Origin of the sequence: Isoptericola sp. BMS4, assembly GCF_011634835.1 — a bacterium.
GTDB lineage: Bacteria > Actinomycetota > Actinomycetes > Actinomycetales > Cellulomonadaceae > Isoptericola.
This window is the reverse complement of sequence record NZ_SIRP01000001.1, coordinates 3,699,825-3,722,944: the sequence shown is the minus strand read 5'-3', so window position 1 is coordinate 3,722,944 and position 23,120 is coordinate 3,699,825. Positions and strand designations below refer to the sequence as shown.

At 75.6% G+C, this 23,120-nt stretch carries 23 protein-coding genes and 1 pseudogene; 10 read left to right on the top strand and 14 right to left on the bottom strand.

What is annotated here, in order from left to right; translation table 11 throughout:
- The first annotated feature begins 50 nt into the window (after positions 1 to 50).
- The 4 genes from EYB28_RS16790 to EYB28_RS16775 are packed head-to-tail and all read left to right on the top strand — an operon-like array spanning position 51 to position 4,220.
- Positions 51 to 1,475 carry a glutamate-1-semialdehyde 2,1-aminomutase gene (locus EYB28_RS16790; RefSeq protein ID WP_166850222.1) on the top strand — a complete coding sequence of 475 codons (1,425 nt, stop codon included), beginning with the start codon at positions 51 to 53 and terminating at the stop codon, positions 1,473 to 1,475.
- Positions 1,472 to 2,371, top strand: coding sequence for a sugar phosphate nucleotidyltransferase (locus tag EYB28_RS16785; RefSeq protein WP_205710949.1), 900 nt, complete (start codon positions 1,472 to 1,474; stop codon positions 2,369 to 2,371). Before EYB28_RS16790 ends, EYB28_RS16785 begins: the two co-directional genes overlap by 4 nt.
- The gene (locus tag EYB28_RS16780; protein WP_166850219.1) at positions 2,368 to 3,009 is read left to right on the top strand and encodes a PIG-L deacetylase family protein; all 642 of its coding nucleotides are present in this window, start codon (positions 2,368 to 2,370) and stop codon (positions 3,007 to 3,009) included. The genes EYB28_RS16785 and EYB28_RS16780 overlap by 4 nt, the downstream gene beginning before the upstream one ends.
- Positions 3,006 to 4,220: a polysaccharide pyruvyl transferase family protein gene (locus tag EYB28_RS16775; protein WP_166850216.1), complete on the top strand. Its 1,215-nt coding sequence runs from the start codon at positions 3,006 to 3,008 to the stop codon at positions 4,218 to 4,220. The genes EYB28_RS16780 and EYB28_RS16775 overlap by 4 nt, the downstream gene beginning before the upstream one ends.
- On the opposite strand, the gene EYB28_RS16770 is transcribed toward EYB28_RS16775, so the two are convergent.
- Together EYB28_RS16770 and EYB28_RS16765 are read right to left on the bottom strand one after the other, a co-directional pair.
- The gene (locus tag EYB28_RS16770; protein WP_166850213.1) at positions 4,180 to 4,710 is read right to left on the bottom strand and encodes a nitroreductase/quinone reductase family protein; all 531 of its coding nucleotides are present in this window, start codon (positions 4,708 to 4,710) and stop codon (positions 4,180 to 4,182) included. The genes EYB28_RS16775 and EYB28_RS16770 overlap by 41 nt on opposite strands.
- Positions 4,707 to 5,486 carry an SDR family oxidoreductase gene (locus EYB28_RS16765; RefSeq protein ID WP_166850210.1) on the bottom strand — a complete coding sequence of 260 codons (780 nt, stop codon included), beginning with the start codon at positions 5,484 to 5,486 and terminating at the stop codon, positions 4,707 to 4,709. The genes EYB28_RS16770 and EYB28_RS16765 overlap by 4 nt, the downstream gene beginning before the upstream one ends.
- 142 nt (positions 5,487 to 5,628) lie before the next feature.
- On the opposite strand from EYB28_RS16765, the gene EYB28_RS16760 reads away from it, so the two are divergent.
- A complete protein-coding gene (locus EYB28_RS16760; RefSeq protein WP_166850206.1) occupies positions 5,629 to 6,273 on the top strand; it encodes a TetR/AcrR family transcriptional regulator in 645 nt (214 codons plus the stop codon).
- Between the two features lie 51 nt (positions 6,274 to 6,324).
- On the opposite strand, the gene EYB28_RS16755 is transcribed toward EYB28_RS16760, so the two are convergent.
- Positions 6,325 to 7,257 carry a glycosyltransferase family A protein gene (locus EYB28_RS16755; protein ID WP_166850203.1) on the bottom strand — a complete coding sequence of 311 codons (933 nt, stop codon included), beginning with the start codon at positions 7,255 to 7,257 and terminating at the stop codon, positions 6,325 to 6,327.
- 152 nt (positions 7,258 to 7,409) lie between these two features.
- Here EYB28_RS16755 and EYB28_RS16750 point away from each other — a divergent pair, with 152 nt between their 5' ends.
- Positions 7,410 to 8,357 carry a glycosyltransferase family 2 protein gene (locus EYB28_RS16750; protein ID WP_166850200.1) on the top strand — a complete coding sequence of 316 codons (948 nt, stop codon included), beginning with the start codon at positions 7,410 to 7,412 and terminating at the stop codon, positions 8,355 to 8,357.
- On the opposite strand, the gene EYB28_RS16745 is transcribed toward EYB28_RS16750, so the two are convergent.
- The 10 genes and pseudogenes from EYB28_RS16745 to EYB28_RS16700 all read right to left on the bottom strand — a co-directional run bounded on the left by EYB28_RS16745 (position 8,315) and on the right by EYB28_RS16700 (position 16,876).
- Entirely contained in the window at positions 8,315 to 8,914 is a 600-nt protein-coding gene (locus tag EYB28_RS16745) for a hypothetical protein (RefSeq protein WP_166850197.1), read from the bottom strand. The two genes, EYB28_RS16750 and EYB28_RS16745, sit on opposite strands and share 43 nt — an antisense overlap.
- Positions 8,911 to 9,288 (bottom strand): annotated as a pseudogene (locus EYB28_RS20635) (type IV toxin-antitoxin system AbiEi family antitoxin domain-containing protein); the annotation flags it as partial. The pseudogene EYB28_RS20635 and the gene EYB28_RS16745, both read right to left, overlap by 4 nt.
- Positions 9,289 to 9,359: 71 nt before the next feature.
- Positions 9,360 to 9,998, bottom strand: a complete 639-nt coding sequence (locus EYB28_RS16735) for a GNAT family N-acetyltransferase (protein WP_166850194.1) — start codon at positions 9,996 to 9,998, stop codon at positions 9,360 to 9,362.
- The gene (locus EYB28_RS16730; RefSeq protein WP_166850191.1) at positions 9,995 to 11,131 is read right to left on the bottom strand and encodes a GNAT family N-acetyltransferase; all 1,137 of its coding nucleotides are present in this window, start codon (positions 11,129 to 11,131) and stop codon (positions 9,995 to 9,997) included. The genes EYB28_RS16735 and EYB28_RS16730 overlap by 4 nt, the downstream gene beginning before the upstream one ends.
- 15 nt (positions 11,132 to 11,146) lie before the next feature.
- The gene (locus EYB28_RS16725; RefSeq protein ID WP_166850188.1) at positions 11,147 to 12,325 is read right to left on the bottom strand and encodes a glycosyltransferase family 4 protein; all 1,179 of its coding nucleotides are present in this window, start codon (positions 12,323 to 12,325) and stop codon (positions 11,147 to 11,149) included.
- Positions 12,315 to 13,175: an ABC transporter permease gene (locus EYB28_RS16720; protein ID WP_166850186.1), complete on the bottom strand. Its 861-nt coding sequence runs from the start codon at positions 13,173 to 13,175 to the stop codon at positions 12,315 to 12,317. Before EYB28_RS16720 ends, EYB28_RS16725 begins: the two co-directional genes overlap by 11 nt.
- Positions 13,176 to 13,181: 6 nt before the next feature.
- Positions 13,182 to 14,399 carry an ABC transporter ATP-binding protein gene (locus EYB28_RS16715; RefSeq protein ID WP_166850184.1) on the bottom strand — a complete coding sequence of 406 codons (1,218 nt, stop codon included), beginning with the start codon at positions 14,397 to 14,399 and terminating at the stop codon, positions 13,182 to 13,184.
- A 76-nt stretch (positions 14,400 to 14,475) separates the two neighbouring features.
- Entirely contained in the window at positions 14,476 to 15,522 is a 1,047-nt protein-coding gene (locus EYB28_RS16710; protein ID WP_166850182.1) for a glycosyltransferase, read from the bottom strand.
- Complete coding sequence (locus EYB28_RS16705; RefSeq protein WP_166850180.1) at positions 15,515 to 16,390, bottom strand: hypothetical protein; 876 nt, start codon at positions 16,388 to 16,390, stop codon at positions 15,515 to 15,517. Before EYB28_RS16705 ends, EYB28_RS16710 begins: the two co-directional genes overlap by 8 nt.
- Before the next feature lie 144 nt (positions 16,391 to 16,534).
- Positions 16,535 to 16,876, bottom strand: coding sequence for a DUF6221 family protein (locus EYB28_RS16700; protein ID WP_166850176.1), 342 nt, complete (start codon positions 16,874 to 16,876; stop codon positions 16,535 to 16,537).
- Positions 16,877 to 17,019: 143 nt separating this feature from the next.
- Here EYB28_RS16700 and EYB28_RS16695 point away from each other — a divergent pair, with 143 nt between their 5' ends.
- Genes EYB28_RS16695 through EYB28_RS16680 form a run of 4 tightly spaced genes read left to right on the top strand, consistent with a single transcriptional unit; the run spans position 17,020 to position 21,893 of the window.
- Positions 17,020 to 18,081 (top strand): glycoside hydrolase family 99-like domain-containing protein, encoded by a 1,062-nt coding sequence (locus EYB28_RS16695; protein WP_166850139.1) that lies wholly within the window; start codon positions 17,020 to 17,022, stop codon positions 18,079 to 18,081.
- Positions 18,074 to 19,195 carry a glycosyltransferase family 4 protein gene (locus EYB28_RS16690; protein ID WP_166850136.1) on the top strand — a complete coding sequence of 374 codons (1,122 nt, stop codon included), beginning with the start codon at positions 18,074 to 18,076 and terminating at the stop codon, positions 19,193 to 19,195. Before EYB28_RS16695 ends, EYB28_RS16690 begins: the two co-directional genes overlap by 8 nt.
- Positions 19,192 to 20,436 (top strand): GNAT family N-acetyltransferase, encoded by a 1,245-nt coding sequence (locus EYB28_RS16685; RefSeq protein WP_166850135.1) that lies wholly within the window; start codon positions 19,192 to 19,194, stop codon positions 20,434 to 20,436. Before EYB28_RS16690 ends, EYB28_RS16685 begins: the two co-directional genes overlap by 4 nt.
- A complete protein-coding gene (locus tag EYB28_RS16680) occupies positions 20,433 to 21,893 on the top strand; it encodes a DUF4038 domain-containing protein (RefSeq protein WP_166850132.1) in 1,461 nt (486 codons plus the stop codon). The genes EYB28_RS16685 and EYB28_RS16680 overlap by 4 nt, the downstream gene beginning before the upstream one ends.
- Positions 21,894 to 21,903: 10 nt before the next feature.
- Here the strand turns inward: EYB28_RS16680 and lhgO are convergent, their stop codons facing one another.
- Positions 21,904 to 23,097, bottom strand: a complete 1,194-nt coding sequence (gene lhgO, locus EYB28_RS16675; RefSeq protein ID WP_166850129.1) for an L-2-hydroxyglutarate oxidase — start codon at positions 23,095 to 23,097, stop codon at positions 21,904 to 21,906.
- Between the last annotated feature and the right edge of the window lie 23 nt (positions 23,098 to 23,120).

Here is a 23,120-nt window from a genome sequence, read left to right as displayed (position 1 = left end):
CGGACCGCCTCATGAGCAGCTCGTGAGCAGCGCTGAGCAAGGAGCATCCGATGGCGCAGACGACGACCACGGGGACCCCCCGCAGGGCCACGACCACCGGGCGCTCCTACGCCGCCTCGGCGGCGGCGCAGCGCCGGCTGCACGCCCTCGTCCCCGGCGGGGCCCACACGTACGCCCGGGGCTCCGACCAGTACCCGGAGGGCATGGCGCCCGTGCTGGTGCGAGGGGAGGGGGCACGGGTCCTCGACGCCGACGGCCACTGGTACGTCGAGTACGGCATGGGGATGCGCGCGGTGACGCTCGGGCACGCCTACCCGCCCGTCGTGGAGGCCGTGACGCGCGCGGTGCGGGACGGCGTGAGCTTCACCCGCCCCACGCTGCGCGAGCTGGAGGCCGCCGAGCGCCTGTGCGCGCAGGTGCCGGGCGCCGAGATGGTGAAGTTCGCCAAGAACGGCTCGGACGTCACGACGGCGGCGGTCAAGCTGGCGAGGGCGGCCACGGGCCGCGACCTCGTCGCCGTCTGCGCCACGCAGCCGTTCTTCTCCACGGACGACTGGTTCGTGGGCACGACGGCGATGTCCGCCGGGATCCCGGAGTCGGCCCAGGCGCTCACGGTCGGGTTCCGGTACGGCGACCTCGACTCGGTCCGCGCCGTCCTGGACGCCCACCCGGGGCAGGTCGCGGCGCTCGTCCTCGAGCCGGCGACCGCGACCGCCGAGCCGCCGAACGGCTTCCTCGAGGGGCTGCGTCGGCTCGCCGACCGCGACGGCTGCGTGCTGATCTTCGACGAGATGATCACGGGGATGCGGTGGGCGACCGCCGGCGCCCAGTCCGTGTACGGGGTGGTGCCTGACCTGTCCACGTGGGGCAAGGCCCTGGGCAACGGCTTCGCCGTGTCCGCGCTGGTGGGGCGCGCCGACCTCATGGAGGCCGGCGGGCTGAACACCGACGGGCCGCGGGCGTTCCTGCTGTCCACCACGCACGGCGCCGAGGCGACCGGCCTGGCCGCCTACCTGGCCGTCGCCGACGCCTACCGGACCACGGACGTGGTCGGGCGGATGGAGGCCCAGGGCGAGAAGCTGCGCCGCGGGGTCGCCGAGGCGGCCGCGGACGAGGGCCTCGCCGACCTGGTGACCGTCATGGGGCGCCCGTCGTGCCTCGTGTTCGGCACCCGCGGCCCCGACGGGAAGCCGTCCCAGGAGTACCGCACCCTGTTCCTGCAGGAGCTCCTGGCCCGCGGCGTCCTCGGGCAGTCGTTCGTCATCTCGGCCGCGCACACCGACGCCGACGTCGAGCAGACCGTCGAGGCGGTGCGCGGTGCCCTGGCGGTGTACCGGCGTGCCGTCGCCGCCGGCACCACCGTCGGGCTGCTGCGCGGCCGGCCCGTGGCCCCCGCGATGCGGGAGCGGGCCGCGCCCCGACGGCTGCCCGACCAGCCGCCCCTCCCGGCGACCCGGCAGGAGGAGCAGCGATGAAGGTCGTGCTGTTCTGCGGCGGGCTGGGGATGCGGATGCGCTCCGGCCCGGACTCGCTGCCCAAGCCGATGATGCCGATCGGGTCGCGGCCCGTCCTGTGGCACATCATGAAGTACTACGCGCACTTCGGGCACACGGAGTTCGTGCTGGCGCTGGGCTACGGCGCCACGGCGGTCAAGGACTACTTCCTCGACTACCGCGAGACCCACTCCAACGACTTCGTCCTGTCCGAGGGCGGCGCCCGGGTGGAGCTGCTGTCCAGCGACATCAGCGACTGGCGCATCACCTTCGTCGACACGGGTGCGGACACCGCGATCGGCGAGCGGCTGCGGCGGGTCCGCCCGTACCTCGACGGCGACGACGTGTTCCTCGCCAACTACGGCGACGTGCTGACCGACGCGCCGCTGGACCGCATCGTCGACGACTTCGTGGCGACGTCCGCCGTCACCGGCGACGTCGGCACGCTGCTCGCCGTCGACCCGCAGGACTCGTTCCACGTGGTGAAGATCGACCCCGCGGGGCACCTCACCGGCATCGAGCCCGTCGCCGACATGGAGATGCGCATCAACGGCGGCTACTTCGTGCTGCGCCAGGGCATCTTCGACTACCTGGACGCCGGCGACGACCTGGTGATGGACGGCTGCGTGCGGGCCGCCCACGACGGGCGGTTCCGGGCCGTGCGCTACGACGGCTTCTGGGCGCCCATGGACACCCTCAAGGAACGCTCCGCGCTGGAGGAGCTGTACCGCACCGGCCGCTGCCCCTGGGCGGTGTGGCGCGACGACGGCCGCCCGGCCGCGGCGGGGCGGCGGGTGCCCGTGGTCGACCTGCCCGACGTCGCGGACCGGGGGGCGGCCGTCACCCGCCTGCCCGCGCCGAGGGCGGTGCGAGCATGAGCGCCACCCTCGCGCTGGACGTGCCGGACCACGACCTGGAGCTGCTGTGCCTCGGCGCGCACCCGGACGACATCGAGATCGGCTGCGGCGGCACCCTGCTCGAGCTCGCCGGGCGGCGCGCCCTGCGCGCCACGTTCGCGACGCTCACCGGCACCCCCGAGCGGCGGGCCGAGGCCCGTGCGGCCGCCGAGGCGTTCGTCCCCGGCGCGCGCGTGCACGCCGAGGACCTGCCCGACGGCCGGCTGCCCGCCCGCTGGGGCGACGCCAAGGCCGCGCTGGAGCGGCTCGCCGCGCACGTCCGGCCTGATCTCGTGCTCTGCCCCCGCCGCGACGACGCCCACCAGGACCACCGCACCGTCGCCGAGCTCGTCACGACGGTGTGGCGGGACGCGCTCGTGTGGGAGTACGAGATCCCCAAGTGGGACGGCGACATGGCGGGCGCCACCCACTACGTGCCCGTGTCCCCGGAGAACGCCCGGCGCAAGGTCGAGCTGCTCACCAAGAGCTACCCCTCCCAGGTGGGCAGGGACTGGTGGGACGACGAGACGTTCACGTCGCTGATGCGGCTGCGCGGCGTCGAGTGCCGCGCCCGCTATGCCGAGGCGTTCGTGGTGCGCAAGGCGGTGCTGGCGCCGTGAGGGTCGGGCTGCTGGGCGGGTTCGGCACCGGCAACACGGGCAACGACGCCACGGCGCGGGCGTTCGCCACGCACCTCGCCGGGCGCCACGACGTCGTCCTGCTGACGTACGCCGGGACCCCCGACCAGGTACCGGGTCTGGAGGGACTGCCGGTGGTGACGCTCGGCCCGGACGACGACGTGCCACTCTCGGGCGGGCGCGTGCGGAGGGCGCTGCGCCGGGGGACGAGCGCGTGGCGCAGGCTGCACAAGGCCCGCCGGACGGCTCGTGGGCTCGACGTGCTGGTGGTCGCCGGCGGCGGCGCCTTCGAGGCCGAGGCGACCGCCGGGGTCGGCCCGGTGGGCGCCCTGAGCCTGCTCACCCTCGCGCGGGCCGCCAGCACCGGCGGCCGGCGATTCCTGGCCGTCGCCGTCGGCGGCACCCCGATGCCGCCCGGCTGGGGAAGGCGCACGTTCGTGCGCGCCATGCGGCGGGCCGAGTACCGCTCGTTCCGGGACCTGGCGAGCCGCTCCGCCCTGGTGCGCATGCTCGGGGCGTGGCCCGACGACCCCGTGAGCACCGACGTCGTCCTTGCCGCCGCCCCCGCCGACACGCCCGCCCCCCCGGCCCCCGTGGCGGGTCGCCCTCCGCTCGTCGCGCTGGGCGTGATGCGGTTCGCCTGGCTGGGGCCCGGCGCCCACACGGAGCTGTCCCGCACCCCGTACGTGCAGGCGCTCGCGGACGTCGTCGTGCGGCGGGTGGGCGCGGGCGACCGCGTGGCGCTGCTCGGCGGCGACGTCGCCGACCTGGCGGTCCTCGACGCCGTGGCGGAGGAGGCCGGGCACCGGCTCGGCACGGCGGAGGCCGCGCGGTCGCTCGAACGGTGGGGCACGCCGGGCTTCGACGAGGCGGTGCGTCGGCTCGCCGCGTGCGACGTCGTCGTCGCGTCCCGTTTCCACAACGTCGTGGCGGCGTTCGTGGCCGGGACGCCCGTGGTGGCCGTGGCCGACCGCGTCAAGGTCCGCACCCTGATGATGGACGCCGGGCTCGCCGGCCTCGTGCTGGACGCGGGCGACGTCACCGCGGGCGAGGTCGACAAGCTGCTCGACGACGTGGCCGACCGGTCGCGGGAGGTCCGCGCCGCCGTGACCGCCACCGCCCGCCGCCTGGGCGAGGTGGCGCGCGCCCAGCTCACCGAGCTGGACCGCCTGCTGGACGCGACGGAGCGGTAGCGGCGGCTCCGTGTGGTGGCACGTCGGCGAAGCTGATGCGCATCAGCCGACTGTCGGCCCAGTCGGCGAGCCGGGTCGGCCGGATGGTGCCGGGGTCGTGGGGCTGGTTGAGGTCCGCGACGATCTCGGCCAGCACGGCCTGGCGTTCAGCGGGGTCGGTGACGGGCGTGGCCCGTGCGGCCAGGTCCGCGCGGATCCCGTTCTTGAGGTGGAAGGTGAAGCGGGGGTCGGTGAGAAGGTTCGCGTGCCAGTCGGTCGGGCCACCGCCGGCGCCGCTGCACAGGTAGGTGGCGCCCGCGGCTCGGTAGAAGAAGATCTCGATGCGGTGTGGCCTGCCGGTGCGGCGACCCAGCGTCGTGACGTCGATGATCCGTTCGCTCGTTCCCGCGGCGGGGGTGATCTCGATGGCTCGCCGGACGCGGTCGGGCAGGTGGGACAAGGACGTGTCGCGCACGGGGTCGTTCCTTCCGGTCGCGTCCGGGGCGCTCATGCGGCCTCGGACCGGAGGGCGGGGCCGAGGTGGAGTCCACCGTCGATGACGTACTCCGCCCCCGTGATGAAGGACGCGTCCGACGACGTGAGGAACATCAGGAGCTGGGTGACGTCGGCCGGCTCTCCGAGCCGGGGGACGGCGAACGGCTCGGGCGAGTAGAAGTCGGCGATCGGCGCTGTGGCGCCGGCGGCCGGTTCGTGGATGAAGGGTGTCGCGATGACGCCGGGGTGGATGGTGTTCACCCGGACGTGGTCCCGGCCGAGCTCGAGCGCCGCCGTTCGGGTGAGGCCTCGCAGGGCCCACTTGCTGGCGACGTACGGCGCGTAGTGCGCCGTGCCGCCGAGGGCCATGGTCGAACCGATGTTCACGACGGCTCCACCTCCCGCGCGACGCAGAGCGGGGGCGGCGGCCTTGATGCCGAGGAAGGCGCCTGTGAGGTTGACGTCGAGGATGCGCGACCACGTGGCCGGGTCCGTGCTGTCGATCGTCGCGGGCGGGTTCTGGATCCCCGCGTTGTTGACGAGCACGTCCAGGGTGCCGAACGTGCTCTCGGCGGCCAGCACGGCGGCGGACCACGAGCTCTCGTCGGTGACGTCGAGGCGGGTGAAGCAGGCACGGGTCCCGAGCTCGTCGACAAGAGCGGCGCCGCGTCCCGTGTCGATGCCGCCGATCACCACGTTCGCCCCCTCCGCGTGAAAGGCGCGAACGTGGCTCGATCCCTGGCCGCCGGTCCCACCGGTCACGAGCACGGTCTGGTCGTCGAAGCGAGGCATGGGGCGTTCCTCCGGTACGTGGGCGACTGACCGAGGTCGGTGATCGACGGCGGCCAGTGGTGAGTCGTTCGACTCGCCATCTCCGCCGACACTAGGTGGGGTGTAGAGGTGAGTCAAGCCACTCACCTCGTATCATCGGCGCATGAGCAGGGCTGTCCCCACGTACCACCAGCGCGTCGCCGAGGAGAAGCGCGCGCTGATCGTGACAGCCGCGACCGCGCTGTTCCTCGAGCTGGGCTACGACCGGACGTCGCTGGCGCGGATCGCGGAGCGTTCGGGTGTCTCGCGGGCCACCCTGTTCAAGCAGTTCCCGAGCAAGGCCGCCCTGTTCGACGCCATCGTCACCGAGTCCTGGTCGGCCGCCGACGAGGAGGACCCTCCGCCGACAGGCGACGTCGTCGACGGGCTCACCGCTGTCGGCCGCCGCTACGCCGCCCTGCTGAGCCGCCCGCAGATGACCGACCTCTTCCGGATCGTCATCGCCGAGCTGCCGCGCTTCCCCGAGCTCGCCGATGCGCAGTTCGCGCACGGGAAGATGCCCTACTTCGAGTCCGTGCGCGGCTACCTCCTGGCCGAGCACGAGGCGGGGACGGTGCGGGTCGACGACGCGGACCTCGCAGCCACGCAGTTCCTGGGCATGATCTCCAACCACCTCTTCTGGCCGGCCCTCCTGCTGCCTGGCTGGCAGGTGAGCCCCGAACGCGCCGTCCAGGTGGTCGACGAGGCCGTCCGCACCTTCGCCGCCCGGTATGCCGTCACCGGACCGGGGTCGGTCACCGACGACTGAGTCCCGCCGCCACCACACGATCCGACGCGTCGGTCGAGGCCGTCGGGGCGGTCAGGCGCCCAGCCGCCGCCGCAGCCACGACACGGGGGCGCCGGGCGCGAACCGGAGCGCCCATGCCAGCTCCCCGACGGCGGCGCCGACGGCGACCGCTCCCACCGGGCCGGCGAGCCGCCGCCGGGCCGCGCGGGCCGCGCTCCACGCCGCGAACCGCCCGTTGGCGGCCAGGCTCACGGTGTGGTCGGCCACGAGGTCGGTGCGCCCGCGCTCGCGGGCATTCCAGCGGTGCAGGCGCACGACGTGGTCGATGCTGCGGGCCAGCTCGCGGTGCCGGCGGGTGTTGTTGCCCGGGTGGTGGCGGTAGTCGACGAGCGTCTCGGGCACGAACGCGAACGGGCCCTCCAGGGCGGCCTTGAGCACGAGGTCGAGGTCCTGGGCCCGGCGGAACGCGGGGTGGAACCCGCCGACGCGCAGGAAGGTGGCGCGGCGGATCATCACGTTGGGCAGGATGATCCCGGTGCCGCGGCGCAGCACGTCGTGTGCGTCGCGCACGGGTCGCTGGTCGGCGGGCACGAGCTCGTGGCCGAGCTCGTCCACGGTGCGCATGCCGCAGTAGGCGACGACGGCGTCGGGCCGCGCGGCGAGCGCCGCCACCTGCCGGGCGACGCGCTCGGGGTGCCACCGGTCGTCGTCGTCGAGGAAGACCAGCAACTCGCCGGACGTGTGCCGCACGCCCTCGTTGCGCGCCACGGACACGCCGGCGTTCGACTGCCGGTGCACGACGACGCCGTCGAAGGCGTCCGTGATCGCGCGCAGGGCCGCCGGGTCGGCGGACCCGTCGTCCACCAGCACGCACTCGATCCGCGGGTACGTCTGGTCGCGCACGGACGCCAGCGCCTCGGCCAGGTGCGGGCCGCCGCGGTCGGTCGCGACGACGACCGACACCAGCGGGGCCGGCGACGCGGGGGCGGGCGGAGGCGCGGACATGCTCCGATCGTCCCGCCGCCGGGCCCGCACGACGAGGGTCCGGGCGCGATCTCACCCCGCTCCCGGGCGATATCACCCGGGTGCGGGTGACCGCCCCGAGACCGGCCCGGCCTACGCTCGAAACCGGCTCGTCGCCGACGAAGGAGGACGCCATGGGCGTGCCCGACAGCCCGCTGCTCACCGTGGGGGTGCCCGTCTACCAGGGCGCACGGTTCCTGGAGCGGACGCTCGCGGCGCTGCGCGACCAGGAGCTGGACGACGTCGAGGTGCTCGTCGCGGACAACGCCTCCACCGACGCCACCGTCGCGATCGCGGAGCGCTTCGTCGCCGCCGACGCCCGGTTCCGGCTGCTGCGCAGCGACCGCAACCGCGGCGTCCCGTGGAACTGGAACCGCGTGCTCGCGGCCGCGCGGGCGCCGTACTTCATGTGGAACGGGGCCGACGACGTCGTGCGGCCGGGGCACCTGGCCGCCTGCCGGGTGGCCCTGGCGGAGCGGCCCGAGGCGACGATCGCGTTCTCGGGCGTCGACCTCGTGGACGCAGAGGACCGGCCCGTGGGCCGCATGGACGACACCGCCCTGGACCTCGACGGGGTGTCCCCGGCGGAGCGGGTGCGGACGTTCCTCGCCCGGCACGCCTACCAGGTCATCGGGTTCGGCGGCGTGCACCGCACGGCCACGCTGCGCCGGATGGGCGGCCTGCCCGGCTACTACGGCGGCGACATCGCCCTGGGTGTGAAGATGGCGATGCGCGCCCCCTGGGTGCAGGTGCCCGAGCGGTTGTTCGTCTCCCGCCGCCACGACGCCCAGACGAACAAGGTCCAGGGCGGCGACGTCCTCGACCAGGTGCGCACCTACGACCCGGGCTTCCGCCGCCCGGTCGCGTTCCCGCAGTGGTCCCTGCTGCGGCACATGCTCGCCGAGTGCCTGACGGCGCCCGTCGACGCCGCGGAGCGGGCGCGGGCCGCGGACGCCGTCGTGCGCGAGTGGGCCCTGCCCAACTGGCGCTTCTACCCGTACGACGTCAAGCGCAACGTGGTGCGGCTCGCCCGCGGCCGCTACGTGGGGGCGTACGCGCCGTCCACGGCGGGTGAGGTGTAGCCGATCGTCTGCCTCACCGGTCCTGCCGCTGCCAGGCTCCGGCGGTGGCGCTCCACGCGGCGCTGGCGGTAGTAGGTGGTCTCGGTCGCGCACACCTTGTCCGCGACGTGGTCGACCACCGGGTAGAGCAGGACGACCGATGGTGACACGTCGGGCACGACGACGTCGGGCCGACGGACACTCGTCTCAGGATCGCTGGTCATCATCGATCCGGTGACGAGGTCGATATGAGACTGCTCGGCACGCTTGGTGCCCGCGTACACCTCGACCGAGACCCGGAGGGTGCGCACGTTCGGCTGGAGCTCGGAGCCCACCTCGACGAAGTTCCTGACCAGGGCCTGGGTCGGCCTGCCTGTCTGCTTGTGGATGCGGCGCGCGAGGTCGCTGACGGCGCGGCGTGGAGGATCGGTCTCGTGGGTTCGGGGCGCCGTGGTGTGTCCGGCCCGCACCGCGTCACGCAGGACGTTGGCGATGTGGCTCAGGTCGTGCCCGTCGCGCACGAGATCGGCGATCGTGCGTTCGACCGTCGTGGCGGGCAGCCCTTCGACGAGCGTCACGTGAGCAGGGTCGAGTGCGGTGACGTGGATCCGCAGGCCGGCCCGGCGGGTCTGCCGGCGGGCCGGGACGTCATCTCGTAGACGTCGTCGGGGAGGTCGCCGATGTCGTGAAGGCGTGCGGCCGTGGTGTGCGACGCCACGCCCGCTGTGTGTGGGTCGGAGAGGCGTTCCTCGGCCGTCCGGCCGGGGTCCCGAGCGAGCCACTGCGCCCGGAGGCCGGCGTACTCGGCCGTCGCTCCCGTGGGTGTGGCATAGACGCCGTGCTCGACCCGATCGAGCTCCCTGTTGTGGACCATTCTGCTGAGCTGCATCTTGCTCACTCCGGCGGCGGTGGCCTGGGCAGTGGTGAGCAGCCCCCACTGATCGCCCGCGAGCTGTGCGAGGTCCGAAAGTCACCCGATCGGCACAGCGCGGCTCACGATGCGTGTGACTCCCCGCCGGCCGGTCACGGAGCGACGGAGGCGTGGGCGCAGGCGTCGAGCCACCGCGTCGTCCCGTCACCGGCGTGCTGCGGGAAGACGCCGCGCAGCACGCCCTCGACCGCCAGACCGCCGGCCCGGGCGACGAAGCAGGCGGCGTCGTGCCCGACGACGTGGTGCGCCTCGACCCGCTGCACGCCCTGGGCGTGCAGCCACGGCACGACCGCGGCCCCGGTGGCGAGCACCCACCGCAGGTTCCGCGCGTCCGGGAGCATGGCCACGCCGAGCTCGACGCTGTTCCACCGGTCGCGCAGCCGCCAGAAGGTGAGATCGCCCAGGAGGTCGGGGGCGCCCGGGGCGCAGACGGCGAGCGAGCAGGGGCCGCGCGCCGCGGCGTAGCGGCGCTGCTGCTCCGCGAGCCAGGCGTCGAACTCCGCCCGCGTGGTCGCCGACCGGCAGCGGGCGTCCCAGCGGTCCAGGCCGGGCGAGGACTCGAGCCGCAGGCGGGAATCGGCGTCCTCCGGTCGGTAGCGGCGGAGGACCACGTCGGGCGCCACGACACCCTCGGCGGGGATCCGGGGCAGACGTGCGTCGTCGTGCACGCCGAGGCGGTCCCGGAGCCGTTCGGCCACGAGGCGCCGCAGGCGGGCGGTGACGGCGCTCACCGGGCGCCGGACCTGCTCGCGGACGCGAGCCCGCGCACACCCCGCGAGAGCCGGCCCGCCTCGCGCCGCCCGTGGACGAGCGCGCGCACCGGACCGCCGGCCAGCCCCAGGGTGAACGACGAGGTACGGACCCGGTCGGGATAGTGCGCCGTCTGGTCGGGGTAGCGGCACGGGTCCATGCAGGTGTCCAGGAGCCGGACGCCGGGCTCGTGGCCGACCTGCTCGGCGGCGAGGAGCCGGCCGACGGTACCGGGCGACGACCGGGCGTAGTCGCCGTGGTACGCGTCGTACCAACCGAAGACGGTGCCCCCGGAGCGCAGGACCACGCCCGCGTACGCCACCCCGCGCGGCCCCGAGATCTCGTGCTGCCACGCCCGACCGTCCGCGGCGAACCCGCGCAGCACGTCGGCGAACCACCGCGCTCCGCCCGCCCGTCGGCGGAACGCCGGCCCGTCGGGACCGCCCTTCCAGGTCGTCGCCTCGAAGTCCAGGTAGGCCTCGGGGTCGCAGGGCACCGGGCGAGGCGTGGCGTCCGGGGCGCCGAGGTCGCGTGCGAGCCTCCGGACCTTGCGGCGGTGCTCCGCCGCGCGCGAGCCCGTCGCCCCGGCCTCCCAGGACCACCCCGGGCGGGCGGCGAGGTCCACCGCCGCCCGCTCGTCGCCGCCCCACACGTGCGCGCCCAGCCCCCGTGCCCGGGCGCGTGCGCGCAGGCCGTCGAGGACGGGCCCACCGGCGCCCACCAGGTGCAGCACCACCGCGAGGCCCAGGGTGCGCCGCGCGGCCGCGAGCGCGTCCACGAGCAGCCCCGCGGCCACGCCGGGCGCGTCCCCGTCGACGAGAGGCGTGCCCAGGGACGTGTACTCGAACAGGGCAGGGCCCGCGTTCGACGCGTGCGGCAGCGGCCACCACCGGTCGGCGGGCACGTGCTCGAACGGCAGCACCGCCTGCCAGCGGCCGGCGTCGCGCACCACGAGCAGCCGGATGCCGCGCCCGACGCCGAACCAGCGCTGCGTGGGCACGAGGAACTCGGGCTCGTAGAAGACGTTGGGCTCGGCGGCCCGTCCGGCGAGGTCGCGCCAGGCGGCCAGGTCACCGGGCCCGATCCCGGCGACGTCCACGATCCTTCGAACCACGGGTCCTCCTGAGCGTCAGGGCACGAACGAGGCGAGCTCGTGGTCGAGCTCGGTGCGGACCACGGCCCAGTCGCGAGCGGCGGCATGGTCGCGGGCGGCGAGCTGGCGGCGGCGCAGCAGCGCGGTGTCGTCGGCCAGGGCGGCGAGCACGCCGGTGAGGGTGTCGACGTCGCCGGCCGGGACGAGCGTGCCCGCCCGGCCGGCGGTCTCGGGGATGCCGCCGACGGCGGAGGCGACGAGGGCGGCGCCGGAGGCCATGCCTTCCAGCACGGTGAGCGGGCAGGGGTCGGGCCAGCGGGAGGGCACGACGGCGACGTCTGCGGCGGCGAGGAGGGCGGGGACGACGTCGCGCGGCACGAACCGGCGGAAGCGGATCCGGTCCGCGGCGGGGACGGCGCGGCGGCGCAGGTCGCGCTCGTAGGGGGTCAGGGGGGCGCGGGGCGCGAAGCCGGCGCCGCCCACGACCTCCAGCCGCACGTCCCGGCGGGCGAGCCGCACCACGGCGTCCACCAGCACGTCCGCCCCCTTGTCGGGCACGGCGCGGCCGACGAACACCACGGACAGCACGCCGTCGTCGGGGCGCTCGGGGGCGGCGAACGCGGCGGTGTCGACGCCGTTGCGCACCACGACGACGCGGTCGGCGAGGCCGGCGGGCAGCCGGGGGGCGAGCACGCCGGCGAGGTGGTCGCTGACGGCGACGATCGCGGCCGCGGGGCCGAGCGTGCGGGCGGCCTCGCGCCTCGTGTAGGTGCGCAGCAGCTGGTTGTGCGCGTACAGCACGGGGGCGTGCCGGGCGGTGTCGACGAGGGCGACCGCCTGCGGCAGGTTGTGGGCGAGCAGCACCCCCGGCTCCCACGCGCGCTGCCCGGCGAGGGCGGGCCGCAGGGTGCGCCGGGCGCGGGGGCGCACGCCCGCCGCCCGTCCGAGGACGCCGTCGACCAGCCGGTCCGACCGGCGGGCGGTGAGCGGGTACTCGACCGTGTCGGCGCTCGCGTACCGCTCGGGGTACGTGCCCGCCGCGACGAGGACCGCGGGCCGCGGGGCGTCGTCGGGCGTCGTCGCGGACAGCCCGTGCACGACCGTCGCGACGGCGCTGCCCGTCCGGGGCGAGAAGTGGTCGCCGGGGGTGATCAGGTGCACGAGGCGGGCGGTCCCCGCCGTCGCGCGGGGAGCGGGCACCGTCTCAGATGACATCGGCGAACGCCCGTTCCATGCGGGAGAACACGAGGGTGCCTCCGAGGAAGACGAGCACGCTCACGCCGACGGCCCCGGCGATCTGCCACAGGGGCGGGGCGGCGAACCCGAGCAGCGACCACCGGTAGCCCTCGAGCAGCCACGTGAGCGGGTTGACGAGGAACAGCCACCGCAGGTCGTCGGGGACGGACGTCAGGGAGTACGCGACCGGGGTGCCGTACAGGGCGAGCTGCAGCACCCACGGCAGCGCGTAGTTGACGTCGCGGTACCGCACGGTGACGGCGGCGCCCGCCAGGCCGAGGCCGCTGGCGACGAGGATCGTGAGCAGCACCCACAGCGGCGTCGCGAGCACGCCCCAGCCGGGCGAGACGCCGAACACGACGAGCAGCACCACGAGCAGCCCCAGGCCGACGAGGAAGTCCAGCAGGACGGCCAGCACCACCGACAGCGGCACGAGCATCCGGGGGAAGAACACCTTGGAGACGAGGGCCTGGTTCGCCACGAGCGACGGCGCGGCCCGTGACACGACCCCGTTGAACAGGTTCCACGCGAGCATGCCGACGAGGCTGAAGACGATGTACGGCACCCCGTCGCTGGACAGGCCCGCCACCGCGCCGAACACGAGCGCGAACACGCCCGCCGACGCGAGCGGCTGCAGCACCACCCAGGCGACGCCGACCGCCGTCTGCCGGTAGCGCAGCACGACGTCGCGCGCCCCGAACCGGTACAGCACCTCGCGCGCCTCCCACAGCTCGCGCCACGCGGGCAGGTGGAGCCGGCCGGGCGGGGTGATGACCGTGCGGTGCTCGGCCGTGGGTGCCGGTGTGGCCGGTGTGGCCTGTGTCGTCATGCGCGTTCACCACGCCTCGTAGTCGAAGTCGGCGAGCACGGCGCCGTGGGACATGGCCTCGTCGGACGTCAGCTCGGGGTACGGGGTCACGGGCAGCACCTCGAACGCCGCCGCGCCCTCCCACGCGTCGAGGATCCCGGCGGCGCACAGGTACAGGTCGACGGTGTACCGGCCGGGGCGCAACCACAGCCCCTTGATCCGCAGCGAACCCTTGTGCTCCTCGGCGGGGTCGAACCAGGTGCCGACGAGCCGGGAGTCGCACTGCACGACGACGTTGCCGTTCACGTCGTTGACGTGGCACGACACGAAGTACTTGCCCACCAGGGCGGGATTGGCGCCGACGGCGAACTCGACGACCTTGTCCTCGACGGGCTCGGGCGTCGTCGAGCCCAGCTCCGCGTGCGTGAAGCGCAACGCCCCGGTGCCGGGCCGCCGCGCCGCGTCCTGCTGCGCGGCCTGGAAGTCGTCGAAGCTGTCGCGGTAGGCGGCCATCGCCTCGTCGACGGTGCCGTGGTGCACCAGCCGGCCGCGGTCCAGGTACATGGCCGACGTGCACAGGCTGGTCACCGTGTGCGCCTGGTGGCTGACGTACAGCACCGTGCGGCCGTCGCGGGCGACGTCGCGCATCTTGCGCAGCGACTTCGACTGGAACTCGGCGTCCCCGACGGCCAGCACCTCGTCGATGGCGAGGATCTCCGTCTCCAGGTGCGCGGCGACGGAGAAGGCCAGGCGCACGTACATGCCGGACGAGTACCGCTTGACGGGCGTCTCCAGGAACTTCGCGATGCCGGAGAACTCCACGATCTCGTCGAACCGGCGCTGGATCTCCCGCCTGCGCATGCCCAGCAGGGCTCCGTTGAGGAAGATGTTCTCCCGCCCGGTCAGCTCCGGGTGGAAGCCGGTGCCGACCTCGAGGAGGCTGCCGACCCGGCCGCCGAGCTCGATCCGGCCGGTGGTCGGCGCGGTGATCCGGGTGAGGATCTTCAGCAGGGTGCTCTTGCCCGCGCCGTTGCGCCCGACGATGCCGACGGCCTCGCCCCAGGGGACGTCGAGGTCGATGTCGCGCAGGGCGCCGAACTGCTCGTACCGGGTGCGGTGCAGGGGGTGGCGCAGGCGGTGCAGGGCCGCCTCCGTGGCGCGGTTGGTCTGCAGTCCGCCGCGGGCGATCCGGTACGTCTTCGACAGGCCGCGCACGCTGATCGCCGGGGTCCGCTGGTCGGGCATGTCGTCCTCGCACTCCCTCGGGGTGCCGCCAACGTAACGCCGCCACGGGCCCTGGGAACCGCGCGATCTGGCGGTTTCACCCGGCAGCGGCCGAATTCACCCAACCCGCTGCAGACCGTTCCAGCCACGCGGGTGCGCGCCCGTAGCGGCGTGCGGCGTGCGCGCCGAGGGCGGCCGTGAGCACGAGCGCCCGGCGTGCCCCGTCGAGGCCACCGTCCTGCCGGGCCGCGCGCACGGGCAGGGGCAGCAGCCGGTACCGCAGCAGTCGTGCCACCTGCAGCGCGTGGCGCCCGCGGCGGGGGTGCCGGCCGCCGGTGCGGGCGAACAGCAGCGCGTTGCGCGCGTAGTAGTACAGGCCGAGGTACGAGTACGCCCCGACGAACGACGCCGACACGGCGTGGTGCACCACGGCCCGCGGGTCGACCTCGAGCCGCACCCCCGCCCGCCGGGCGCGCACGCTCCAGTCCGAGTCCTCGAAGTCCAGGAAGTAGCGCTCGTCGAAGCCGCCGACGGCGTCCCACACGGCGCCCGAGGCGGTGACGCAGCACCCCGACAGCAGGTCCACGGGGTACGGGTCGTCGTCGCGGGCCGCCCGGCGGGCCGTGGCGCGGGCCCGCAGCGCCGCGGTCTCGCGCGCGGACAGGTGGCGGGGGAGGCCGTCGTGCGGGTCCAGGCGTGCCCCGCCGAACCACACCCGCCCGGGCGCGTCGAGGTACCGCACCTCGGGGCTCACCGCGACTCGCCCGCCCCTGGCCCGGGCCGCGAGCCGTCCCAGCGCGCCCGGCACCACGACGGTGTCGTTGTTCAGCACGGTGACGACGGCGGCGCCGTCGTCGAGCGCCCGGCGGACGCCGGCGTTCATCCCGCCCGCGAACCCGAGGTTGGTGCCCGTCTGCAGGGTGGCGACGGCGGGCCAGCGCCGGGCCGCGGCGGCGAGCACGCCGTCGTGCGACCCGTTGTCGACGACGAGTACCCGCGGCGCGTCCGCCGCCGGGGCGCCGGGCGCGTCCGGGGCGTCGAGGATCGAGGCGACGCACCGCAGGGTGTCGTCGCGGCCCCGGTAGCTCAGCACGACGACCACGTGCCGCCCCGCGGCCGCCCTGTGCGCGCCGGCCTCACTCACCGACCAGCCCCCCGCTCGGGACGCGCCGCAGCCGCGGCCACAGCCCGTGGGAGAACGGGTGCAGGTCCCGCTGCCAGCGCCACGTCACCGGCGACGGCCACCACCGCAGCCAGTAGTAGGCGGGGAACCGCGTGTCCCGGGCGTGCCCCCACGAGCGGGTCTTGCGCCGGATCTCCGCCGGGGTGCGGGCCCAGGAGTCGTGCACGATCGCCTCGCCGGGGCGGGCCAGCACCCGGCGGTACTCGTCCTCGCCGGGCGGGCGGCGCACCTGCAGGGACGTGCGGTCGCCCGCCACCACCACCCGCAGGAACGGGCCGTCGGTCCGGCGGGCCTCGACCAGGCGCGCCCCCGCGCGCACCGCCACCGGGCCCGGGTACTCGTGGAACGGGCCGCCGTCGTCGGCGCACACCTCCAGCACGTGCCGGGCCGTGCGCCGGTACAGCACCCGCATCGGCCACTCGACCGCCTCCAGGCCGAGCGCGCGGGCCTCGTCGACCGCGGCGAGCAGCGGGGCCGGGTCGGGCAGCAGCTCGTCGTTGTCGAGCTGCAGCACCCAGTCGACCCGGCCGACCAGGGCGTCGAGGGCCGCCTGGCGCTGCGCCGTGTCGGCGCGCAGCGGCCGCTGCGGGTCCTGCCAGGTGCCGGGCACCTCCTCGACGATGCCGCGGGTGTCGAGGGCGTGGACCGTCGCCAGGCACTCGGCGACCGGCACCGGCGCGCCCGTCCACCCGAGGCCGTCGGCCGGCACCGGGACGACCAGCACGTCCAGCAGGTCGTAGTAGCGCGGCAGGGTGCGGGCCAGCCAGGTCGGGTCACCCGGGAGCAGGTAGGCGCCCAGCCGGCACCCCGCCCGGCGCAGGTCCGTCATCGCGCCTCCCGGGGCCTCGTCGCGGACGCCGTGCGGTGACGGCGGGACACGACGAGTATGTCGCCGTCACCGCGACGGCGGGCCGCCCTGAGCGGGTGGAATCCACAGGAGGGCGTCCCGCGGGCCCGGCCTGCCCGGCCCCGTTCAGGGATGCCAGTCGCGCCGGAAGTCCGGGTGGTCGGCGTAGGGCAGAGCGAGCGCGAGCAGCATGCGCTCGCCCACGAAGTCGATGCCGCTCTCGGCCCGGGCCCGGACGTCCCTGTCCAGGTCGACGGTCATGTCGAGGCCGGTGGCCTCGTACGCCAGCTCGACCAGGGCACGCTTCGCCTCGCACTCCGCGAGGAGCCGCTCCGGGGACCAGCGGCCCCCCGGGGCGTGGGGCGCCCCGCGGCGCGCCGCCGCCTCGTCGTCGGCGATCCGTGCCAGCACGAACTCGGTCAGGGTCATGAGCACCTCCAGGGGGCGGGTGCGCCCAGTCTGCTGCATCGGGCCCCTGCTCCTCACCCGGGTGAACCTCCACCCGGCCGGGGTGAAGAACGACCCCGGCCGGCCCCGGGTCGGCGCGCCGCGACTAGCGTCGAGGACCGGGCGACCTTCGTCGCCGCTCCAGTGACCGGGCAGGAGCCACCATGACCCTCGCCGCGCGTGCCGTCACCTTCTACCTGCCGCAGTTCCACCCGATCCCGGAGAACGACGCCTGGTGGGGACCGGGGTTCACCGAGTGGACCAACACGGCCCGCGCACGCCGCCTGTTCCCCGGGCACCGCCAGCCCGACCTGCCCGCCGACCTCGGGTTCTACGACCTGCGCCTGCCCGAGGCCCGCGCCGCGCAGGCCGAGCTCGCCGCGCGGTACGGGATCGAGGCGTTCTGCTACTGGCACTACTGGTTCGGCGACGGCCGCCGGATCCTCGACCGCCCCTTCACGGAGGTCCTCGCGTCGGGGGAGCCGGGCCTGTCGTTCTGCCTCGCCTGGGCGAACCAGACGTGGAGCGGCATCTGGCACGGCGACGCCGACCGCGTCCTGATGCAGCAGCGGTACCCCGGGCCGGACGACGACCGGGCGCACTTCGCCGCCGTGCTGCCCGCGTTCCGCGACCCCCGCTACCTGCGGGTCGACGGCCGCCCCGTGTTCTACGTCTTCCGACCCGAGGAGCTGCCGGACGCGGCGGCCTTCGTCGACCGCTGGCAGGCCCTGGCGCGGGACGCCGGCCTGCCAGGGCTGTACCTGGTGGCCGAGGTGAGCGACCTGCTGGGCGGGGGGCCGCGCTACGAGCGCGTCAAGGAGGACGGGTTCGACGCCGGCGTCTACATGCGCCTGCCCGCGCGGCGCACGTCGTGGACCGTGGCGCGCATGCGTGCCGGGCGCAAGCTCGGCGCACCCGAGGTCTACCCGTACGCCGACGAGTGGGAGCCCGGGCCGGACGAGCCGTGGGTGCAGCCGTGCGTCTACCCGAACTGGGACAACACGCCGCGGTCCGGGCGCCGCGGCCTGGTGCTCAGCGGTTCGTCGCCCGAGCGTTTCGGGCGGCACGTGCGCGCCGCCGTCGCGACGCTCGCGGGCCGCCCCGCCGACGAGCGGCTCCTGTGGGTCAAGTCGTGGAACGAGTGGGCCGAGGGCAACCACCTCGAGCCCGACCTGCGGTTCGGCCACGGCTGGCTGCGGGCGCTGGGGGAGGGCCTCCGTGGCTGACGACGGTGCGGGCGACGGCCCGCTGCGGATCGCGATGATCTCCTACTACCTGCCGTCCACCAGCAAGATGGGCATCGGCTACCAGGTGCACGAGCTCGCCACCGAGCTCACCCGCCGCGGGTACCACGTGGACGTGCTCAGCGAGTGCCCGCCCGTGCCCGGCGCCGTGTACGGGCACCGGCACGTCGTGCTGCGCGGCCCCCTGCGCACCTTCCGCTTCGCGCTCGCGCTGCGCCGCCTCGACCTGTCCGGCTACGACGTGCTGCACGCCCACGGCGACGACTACTGGCTGTGGCGCCGGCGCACGCCCGTGCACGTGCGCACCCTGCACGGCTCGTGCTTCTCCGAGGCCCGCACCATCCGCGGGGCCAAGGAACGGCTGCGGATGGTCCTGCTCGGCTGCTCCGAGGTGCTCGCGAGCCTGGTCGCCGACACCACGGTCGTCGTCTCGCCCGCCACCCGCCGCTGGTACCCGTGGGTGCGCCGCGTCGTGCCGAACGGCGTGGACACCTCCCGGTTCCGGCTCGACGGCGCCGCCCGTGCCGACCACCCGGTCGTGCTGTTCGTCGGGGGCTGGCGCGGGCGCAAGCGCGGCGCCGAGCTCGCGGCGGCGTTCGTCCGCGACGTGCGGCCCGCCCACCCGGGCGCCGAGCTCTGGATGGTCACCCGCGACGCGCCCGCCGACCCCGGCCCCGGCGTCCGGGTGCTCGGGGCGCTGTCCGACGCGGCGCTCACCGATGCCTACCGGAGGGCGTGGGCGTTCTGCCTGCCGTCCGACTACGAGGGGTTCGGCATCCCGTACGTCGAGGCGATGGCGAGCGGGCTGCCCGTCGTCGCGACGCCCAACCCCGGTGCCCGGTACGTGTCCCAGGACGGCCGCAGCGCGGTGCTCGCGCCGCTGACGCGCGTGGGCGAGGAGCTGCGCGACCTGCTGGCCGACGGCGACCGCCGGGACCGCCTCGCCGCCGCCGGTCTCGCGCGGGCCCGCGACTTCGCCCTGGACCGCGTGGTCGACGCCTACCTCGACCTGTACCGGCCGCGCCGACGAGGCGCTGGGCGGCCGGGGCGCGTCAACCGCCCGGCCGCGGCACCGAGCGGGACGGGCGCGCGATGACCCGGGTCGACGCATCCGCCCGGACCGTGCCGCGCGCCCGCACGGCGCGCCTCTCGGCGCTCGACGACGCGACCGTCGCCGCGTGGCGCGCCCTGTCCCGCCGTGCCCTGGACCCCAACCCGTACCTCGACGTGGACTTCCTGCGGAGCACCCACCGGCACCTGGCGCCCGATGTCGACCCGGTCGTCGTCACCGCGTGGGACGACGGCGTCATGGTCGGGCTCCTGCCCTACGTCGAGTCGGCCCGGTGGCACGGGCTGCCGGTCCGGGCCCGCAGCACGGCACCGCCCCTGGGGGCCACCGTCACCGACCTGCACACTCCGCTGCTCGCGCCCGAGGCCGCCGTCCCCGCGGCCAGGGCGCTGCTGGCGGAGGCGACCCGCCCCACGCACGGGCGCCCGGCGGTGGTCGAGCTCGCCGTGCTGGGCACCGACGGTGCGGTCTGGCCCGCCGTGCGGCGGGCGCTGGACGGGCTCGGGGCCACGTGGCGGGTGTGGGAGCACGGCGAGCGGGGCGCCGTCGGGACCGGCGCCGCGGACCGTACCGATCTGCGCCGCGACGACGTCGGGGGTCCCGTCGACGTGCCGCTGGACGAGGTGCTGGCACACCTGTCCCGGTCGCGCCGCCGCAGCGTGGGCCGCTCAGCCGCGGCCCTGGTCGAGGCGCTCGGGCCGCTCGCGTGGCGTGACCGCAGCGACGACCCGGCCGCCGTCGACGACTTCGTGCGCCTGGAGACGTCCGGGTGGAAGGGGCGGCGTGAACAGGGTGGCGAGGGGGTCGCGGTCCTGGACGGGGGGACCGCGTGGCTGCACGAGGTCACCGGCCGTCTGCGCGGCACCGGTGCCCTCGTGGTCGGGGAGCTGAGCGCGGGCGGGACGCCTGTCTTCCTCGGGCTCACGTACGCGGTGGGTGGCCACTGGTTCGGCGCCCGCGACGTGTACGCCGATCGCCTCCGCCGTTTCGGGCCCGGGGTGCTGGGCCGGCTCGTGGAGGCCTGGTGGGTGCGGAGGCAGGGCGTCCGTCTCTTCGACTCGTGCGTCAACCCGGCGGTCTACCCGACGGCGGCCCACCTGTACCCCGAACGGCGCGGCATCGCCAGGGTCGTCGCCGGGCGCGGGCCGCTCGGCCGGACGGCCGTGGCCGGTGCCGCCGCCGTGCACGAGCACCGTCGCGCGTCCGAGAGTGCGCGGCAGGACGCCCCGCGGGACGCCGGCGGTGCGCCCGCGGGGCGGCCGTCGTGACCACCCCGGGGGCGCAGGGGCCTCCCGCCGGCCGCCGCGGGCTCCTCGTGCTGGCGCTGGCCGCGGTGGCGGTCGTGGCGGTCGGTGCCCTGCTCCTCGGGCGCGTCGTCGTGGGCGACGACGGCGGTGCGCCCCCGCAGGCCGACACCACGATCCCGACGTCGACGGGTTCCGGCTCGCCCGCCCCCGCGGACGCCGCCGGCCCGCCGGTCGTCGTGGGGGTGGGCCCCGACGGGCGGACCCTGGTCGACCAGCACGGCGATCCCGTCCTCCTGCACGCCGAGACGGCGTGGGCCATGATGCAGAGCCTCACCCCGGACGAGATCTCCGACCACCTCGCCCGCCGCGGCGGCCAGGGCTTCAACGGCCTGCTCGTCACCCCGTTCCCGTGGATCGGTGCGGAGGGCGAGTCCCGCACCACGCCCGACGGGCTCGAACCGTTCCAGGGCGACGTCACCCGCCTCGACCCCGACTACTGGCGCCGCGTCGACACCGTGCTCGCCACCTCCAGGGAGCACGGCATCACCGTGTTCCTCGCGCCCGGCGGCGCCGCGCCCGAGTTCGAGGCGGGCGGGCTCGACTACGACGCCGGCCTCGCGCACGACCTCGGAGAGGCGCTCGGCACCCGGTACGCCCGCACACCCGGCATCGTGTGGCTCATGGGCGTCGACTACCGGCGCGAGTACTGGGACGCCTACGACCCGCAGATGCTCGGCTTCGTCGAGGGCCTGCGCGACGGCGGCGCCACGCACCCCGTGACCGTGCAGTACTACAACGACGACTCGACGTCCTGGGACGACGCGCGGTGGCGTGGCGTCTACGACGTCGAGGCCGCCTACACCTACCGGCCCGCGTACGGGCCGGTGCGCACCGCCTACGACCGCGGCACCAGCCCTGTGTTCCTCGTCGAGTCCAACTTCGAGGAGGAGAACAACGAGGGCGGCCCCGAGACCACGGACGAGTCGCTGCGCCGCCAGCTGCTGTGGACGTACACCTCCGGCGGCGTCGGGGCGGCCTACGGCCACCGCGCGATCTGGCCGTTCGAGGACGACTGGGCCCAGCACGTCGACACGCGCGCGGTGGCCCAGCTCGGGCGCCTGCACGCGCTCGTCGCGTCCCTGGAGTGGTGGCGGCTGGTGCCGGACGACGGCCTGCTCACCTCAGGCGCGGGGCCGCGCCCCACCACCGGCACGCAGGAGGGCGGGTTCCCCGACGTGCTGGAGTCCGACCACGCCACCGCCGCGGTCAGCGCCGAGGGCGACCTCGCGCTCGTCTTCCTGCCCACGGTGCGCACCGTCGGGCTCGACGTCGGCCGCCTCGCCGACGGGGCCCGCGCCCGCTGGGTGGACCCGGCGTCGGGGGAGTCGACCGACGCGGCGCTCGCGGCGCGGATGCGCCCGCCCGGCCCGAACGCGCAGGGCGACGGGGACTGGCTGCTGGTCGTCGAGGCGCCGTGAGCGAGGCCCGTCACGCGAGGGCCGCGGTCGTGCGGTCGAGCTCGGCCTCGACGTGCCGGGCGATCTCCAGCGAGGCGGTCGCGGCCGGCGACGGCGCGTTGATCACGTGGACCTGCCGCGGCGCGGTCCGCACCAGGAAGTCGTCCACGAGGGACCCGTCGCGGCGCACCGCCTGAGCGCGGACCCCGGCGGGCGCGGGGGACAGGTCGTCCGCCGTCGTGCCGGGCAGCAGCGCCGCCACCGACGCGGCGAACAGCGTGCGTGACCAGGACCGGGCGACCTCGGCCGCGGCGGGGGCCAGGTGGCGGCCGACCAGCCGCCACAGGCCGGGCCATGACGCGGAGTCCACGACGTCGCGCAGCACCACGTCGCGGCGCCGGTACCCCTCGCGGGCCAGGGCGAGGACGGCGTTGGGCCCGGCGTGCACCCCGCCGTCGAGCCCGCGCGTCAGGTGCACCCCCAGGAACGGGAAGCGCGGGTCGGGCACCGGGTAGACGAGCCCGCGCACCCGGGCCGCCGCGGCCGGCGCGAGGTCGAAGAACTCGCCCCGGAACGGCACGATGCGGGCGCCGGGGTCGACGCCGCAGGCCAGGGCGAGCCGGTCCGCCTGCAGGCCGGCGCAGACCACGAGGGCGTCCGCGGCCTCCGTCCCGCCGTCGACGTCCGCCACGACATCCCGGCTCCCGGAGCGCGCCCGGCGCAGCGCGCACCCGAGCCGCACGGTGCCTCCCGCCTCGCGCACCTGCCGGGCCAGCACCTCGCTGACGGCCCGGTAGTCCACCACCCCGGTGGTCTCGACGCGCAGCGCGCCCACGCACGCGATCTCCGGCTCGTGCTCCCGCGCCTCCGCGACGGTCAGCTCCCGCACGGGCACCCCGTTGGCCCGTCCCCGGCGCGCCAGCTCCCGCAGCCGGTCGTGCTCGGCCGCTCCGGTCGCGACGACGAGCTTGCCGGTGATCTCCACCGGGACGTCGTGCTCGGCGGCGAAGCGTGCCATCGACGCGGCGCCGGCCGTGCCCAGCCGCGCCTTGAGGCTGCCCGGCGCGTAGTACAGGCCGGAGTGGATCACGCCGGAGTTGTGGCCCGTCTGGTGGTGCGCGACCTCCGGCTCCTTGTCGACGACGAGGACCTTGTCGCCGCGCCGCGCAAGGCGCGCGGCCGTCGCGAGCCCCACGATCCCGGCCCCGACCACGATGACGCGCACGGTCCCCTCCCGTCTCCGGCTCG

What these genes read in the sequence shown, in the direction of transcription:
- EYB28_RS16790 (WP_166850222.1), top strand. Translation starts at nt 51, where the DNA reads ATGGCGCAGACGACGACCACGGGGACCCCCCGCAGGGCCACGACCACC.
- EYB28_RS16785 (WP_205710949.1), top strand. Translation starts at nt 1,472, where the DNA reads ATGAAGGTCGTGCTGTTCTGCGGCGGGCTGGGGATGCGGATGCGCTCC.
- EYB28_RS16780 (WP_166850219.1), top strand. Translation starts at nt 2,368, where the DNA reads ATGAGCGCCACCCTCGCGCTGGACGTGCCGGACCACGACCTGGAGCTG.
- EYB28_RS16770 (WP_166850213.1), bottom strand. Translation starts at nt 4,710, where the DNA reads ATGAGCGCCCCGGACGCGACCGGAAGGAACGACCCCGTGCGCGACACG.
- EYB28_RS16765 (WP_166850210.1), bottom strand. Translation starts at nt 5,486, where the DNA reads ATGCCTCGCTTCGACGACCAGACCGTGCTCGTGACCGGTGGGACCGGC.
- EYB28_RS16760 (WP_166850206.1), top strand. Translation starts at nt 5,629, where the DNA reads ATGAGCAGGGCTGTCCCCACGTACCACCAGCGCGTCGCCGAGGAGAAG.
- EYB28_RS16755 (WP_166850203.1), bottom strand. Translation starts at nt 7,257, where the DNA reads ATGTCCGCGCCTCCGCCCGCCCCCGCGTCGCCGGCCCCGCTGGTGTCG.
- EYB28_RS16750 (WP_166850200.1), top strand. Translation starts at nt 7,410, where the DNA reads ATGGGCGTGCCCGACAGCCCGCTGCTCACCGTGGGGGTGCCCGTCTAC.
- EYB28_RS16725 (WP_166850188.1), bottom strand. Translation starts at nt 12,325, where the DNA reads ATGTCATCTGAGACGGTGCCCGCTCCCCGCGCGACGGCGGGGACCGCC.
- EYB28_RS16720 (WP_166850186.1), bottom strand. Translation starts at nt 13,175, where the DNA reads ATGACGACACAGGCCACACCGGCCACACCGGCACCCACGGCCGAGCAC.
- EYB28_RS16715 (WP_166850184.1), bottom strand. Translation starts at nt 14,399, where the DNA reads ATGCCCGACCAGCGGACCCCGGCGATCAGCGTGCGCGGCCTGTCGAAG.
- EYB28_RS16705 (WP_166850180.1), bottom strand. Translation starts at nt 16,390, where the DNA reads ATGACGGACCTGCGCCGGGCGGGGTGCCGGCTGGGCGCCTACCTGCTC.
- EYB28_RS16700 (WP_166850176.1), bottom strand. Translation starts at nt 16,876, where the DNA reads ATGCAGCAGACTGGGCGCACCCGCCCCCTGGAGGTGCTCATGACCCTG.
- EYB28_RS16695 (WP_166850139.1), top strand. Translation starts at nt 17,020, where the DNA reads ATGACCCTCGCCGCGCGTGCCGTCACCTTCTACCTGCCGCAGTTCCAC.
- EYB28_RS16685 (WP_166850135.1), top strand. Translation starts at nt 19,192, where the DNA reads ATGACCCGGGTCGACGCATCCGCCCGGACCGTGCCGCGCGCCCGCACG.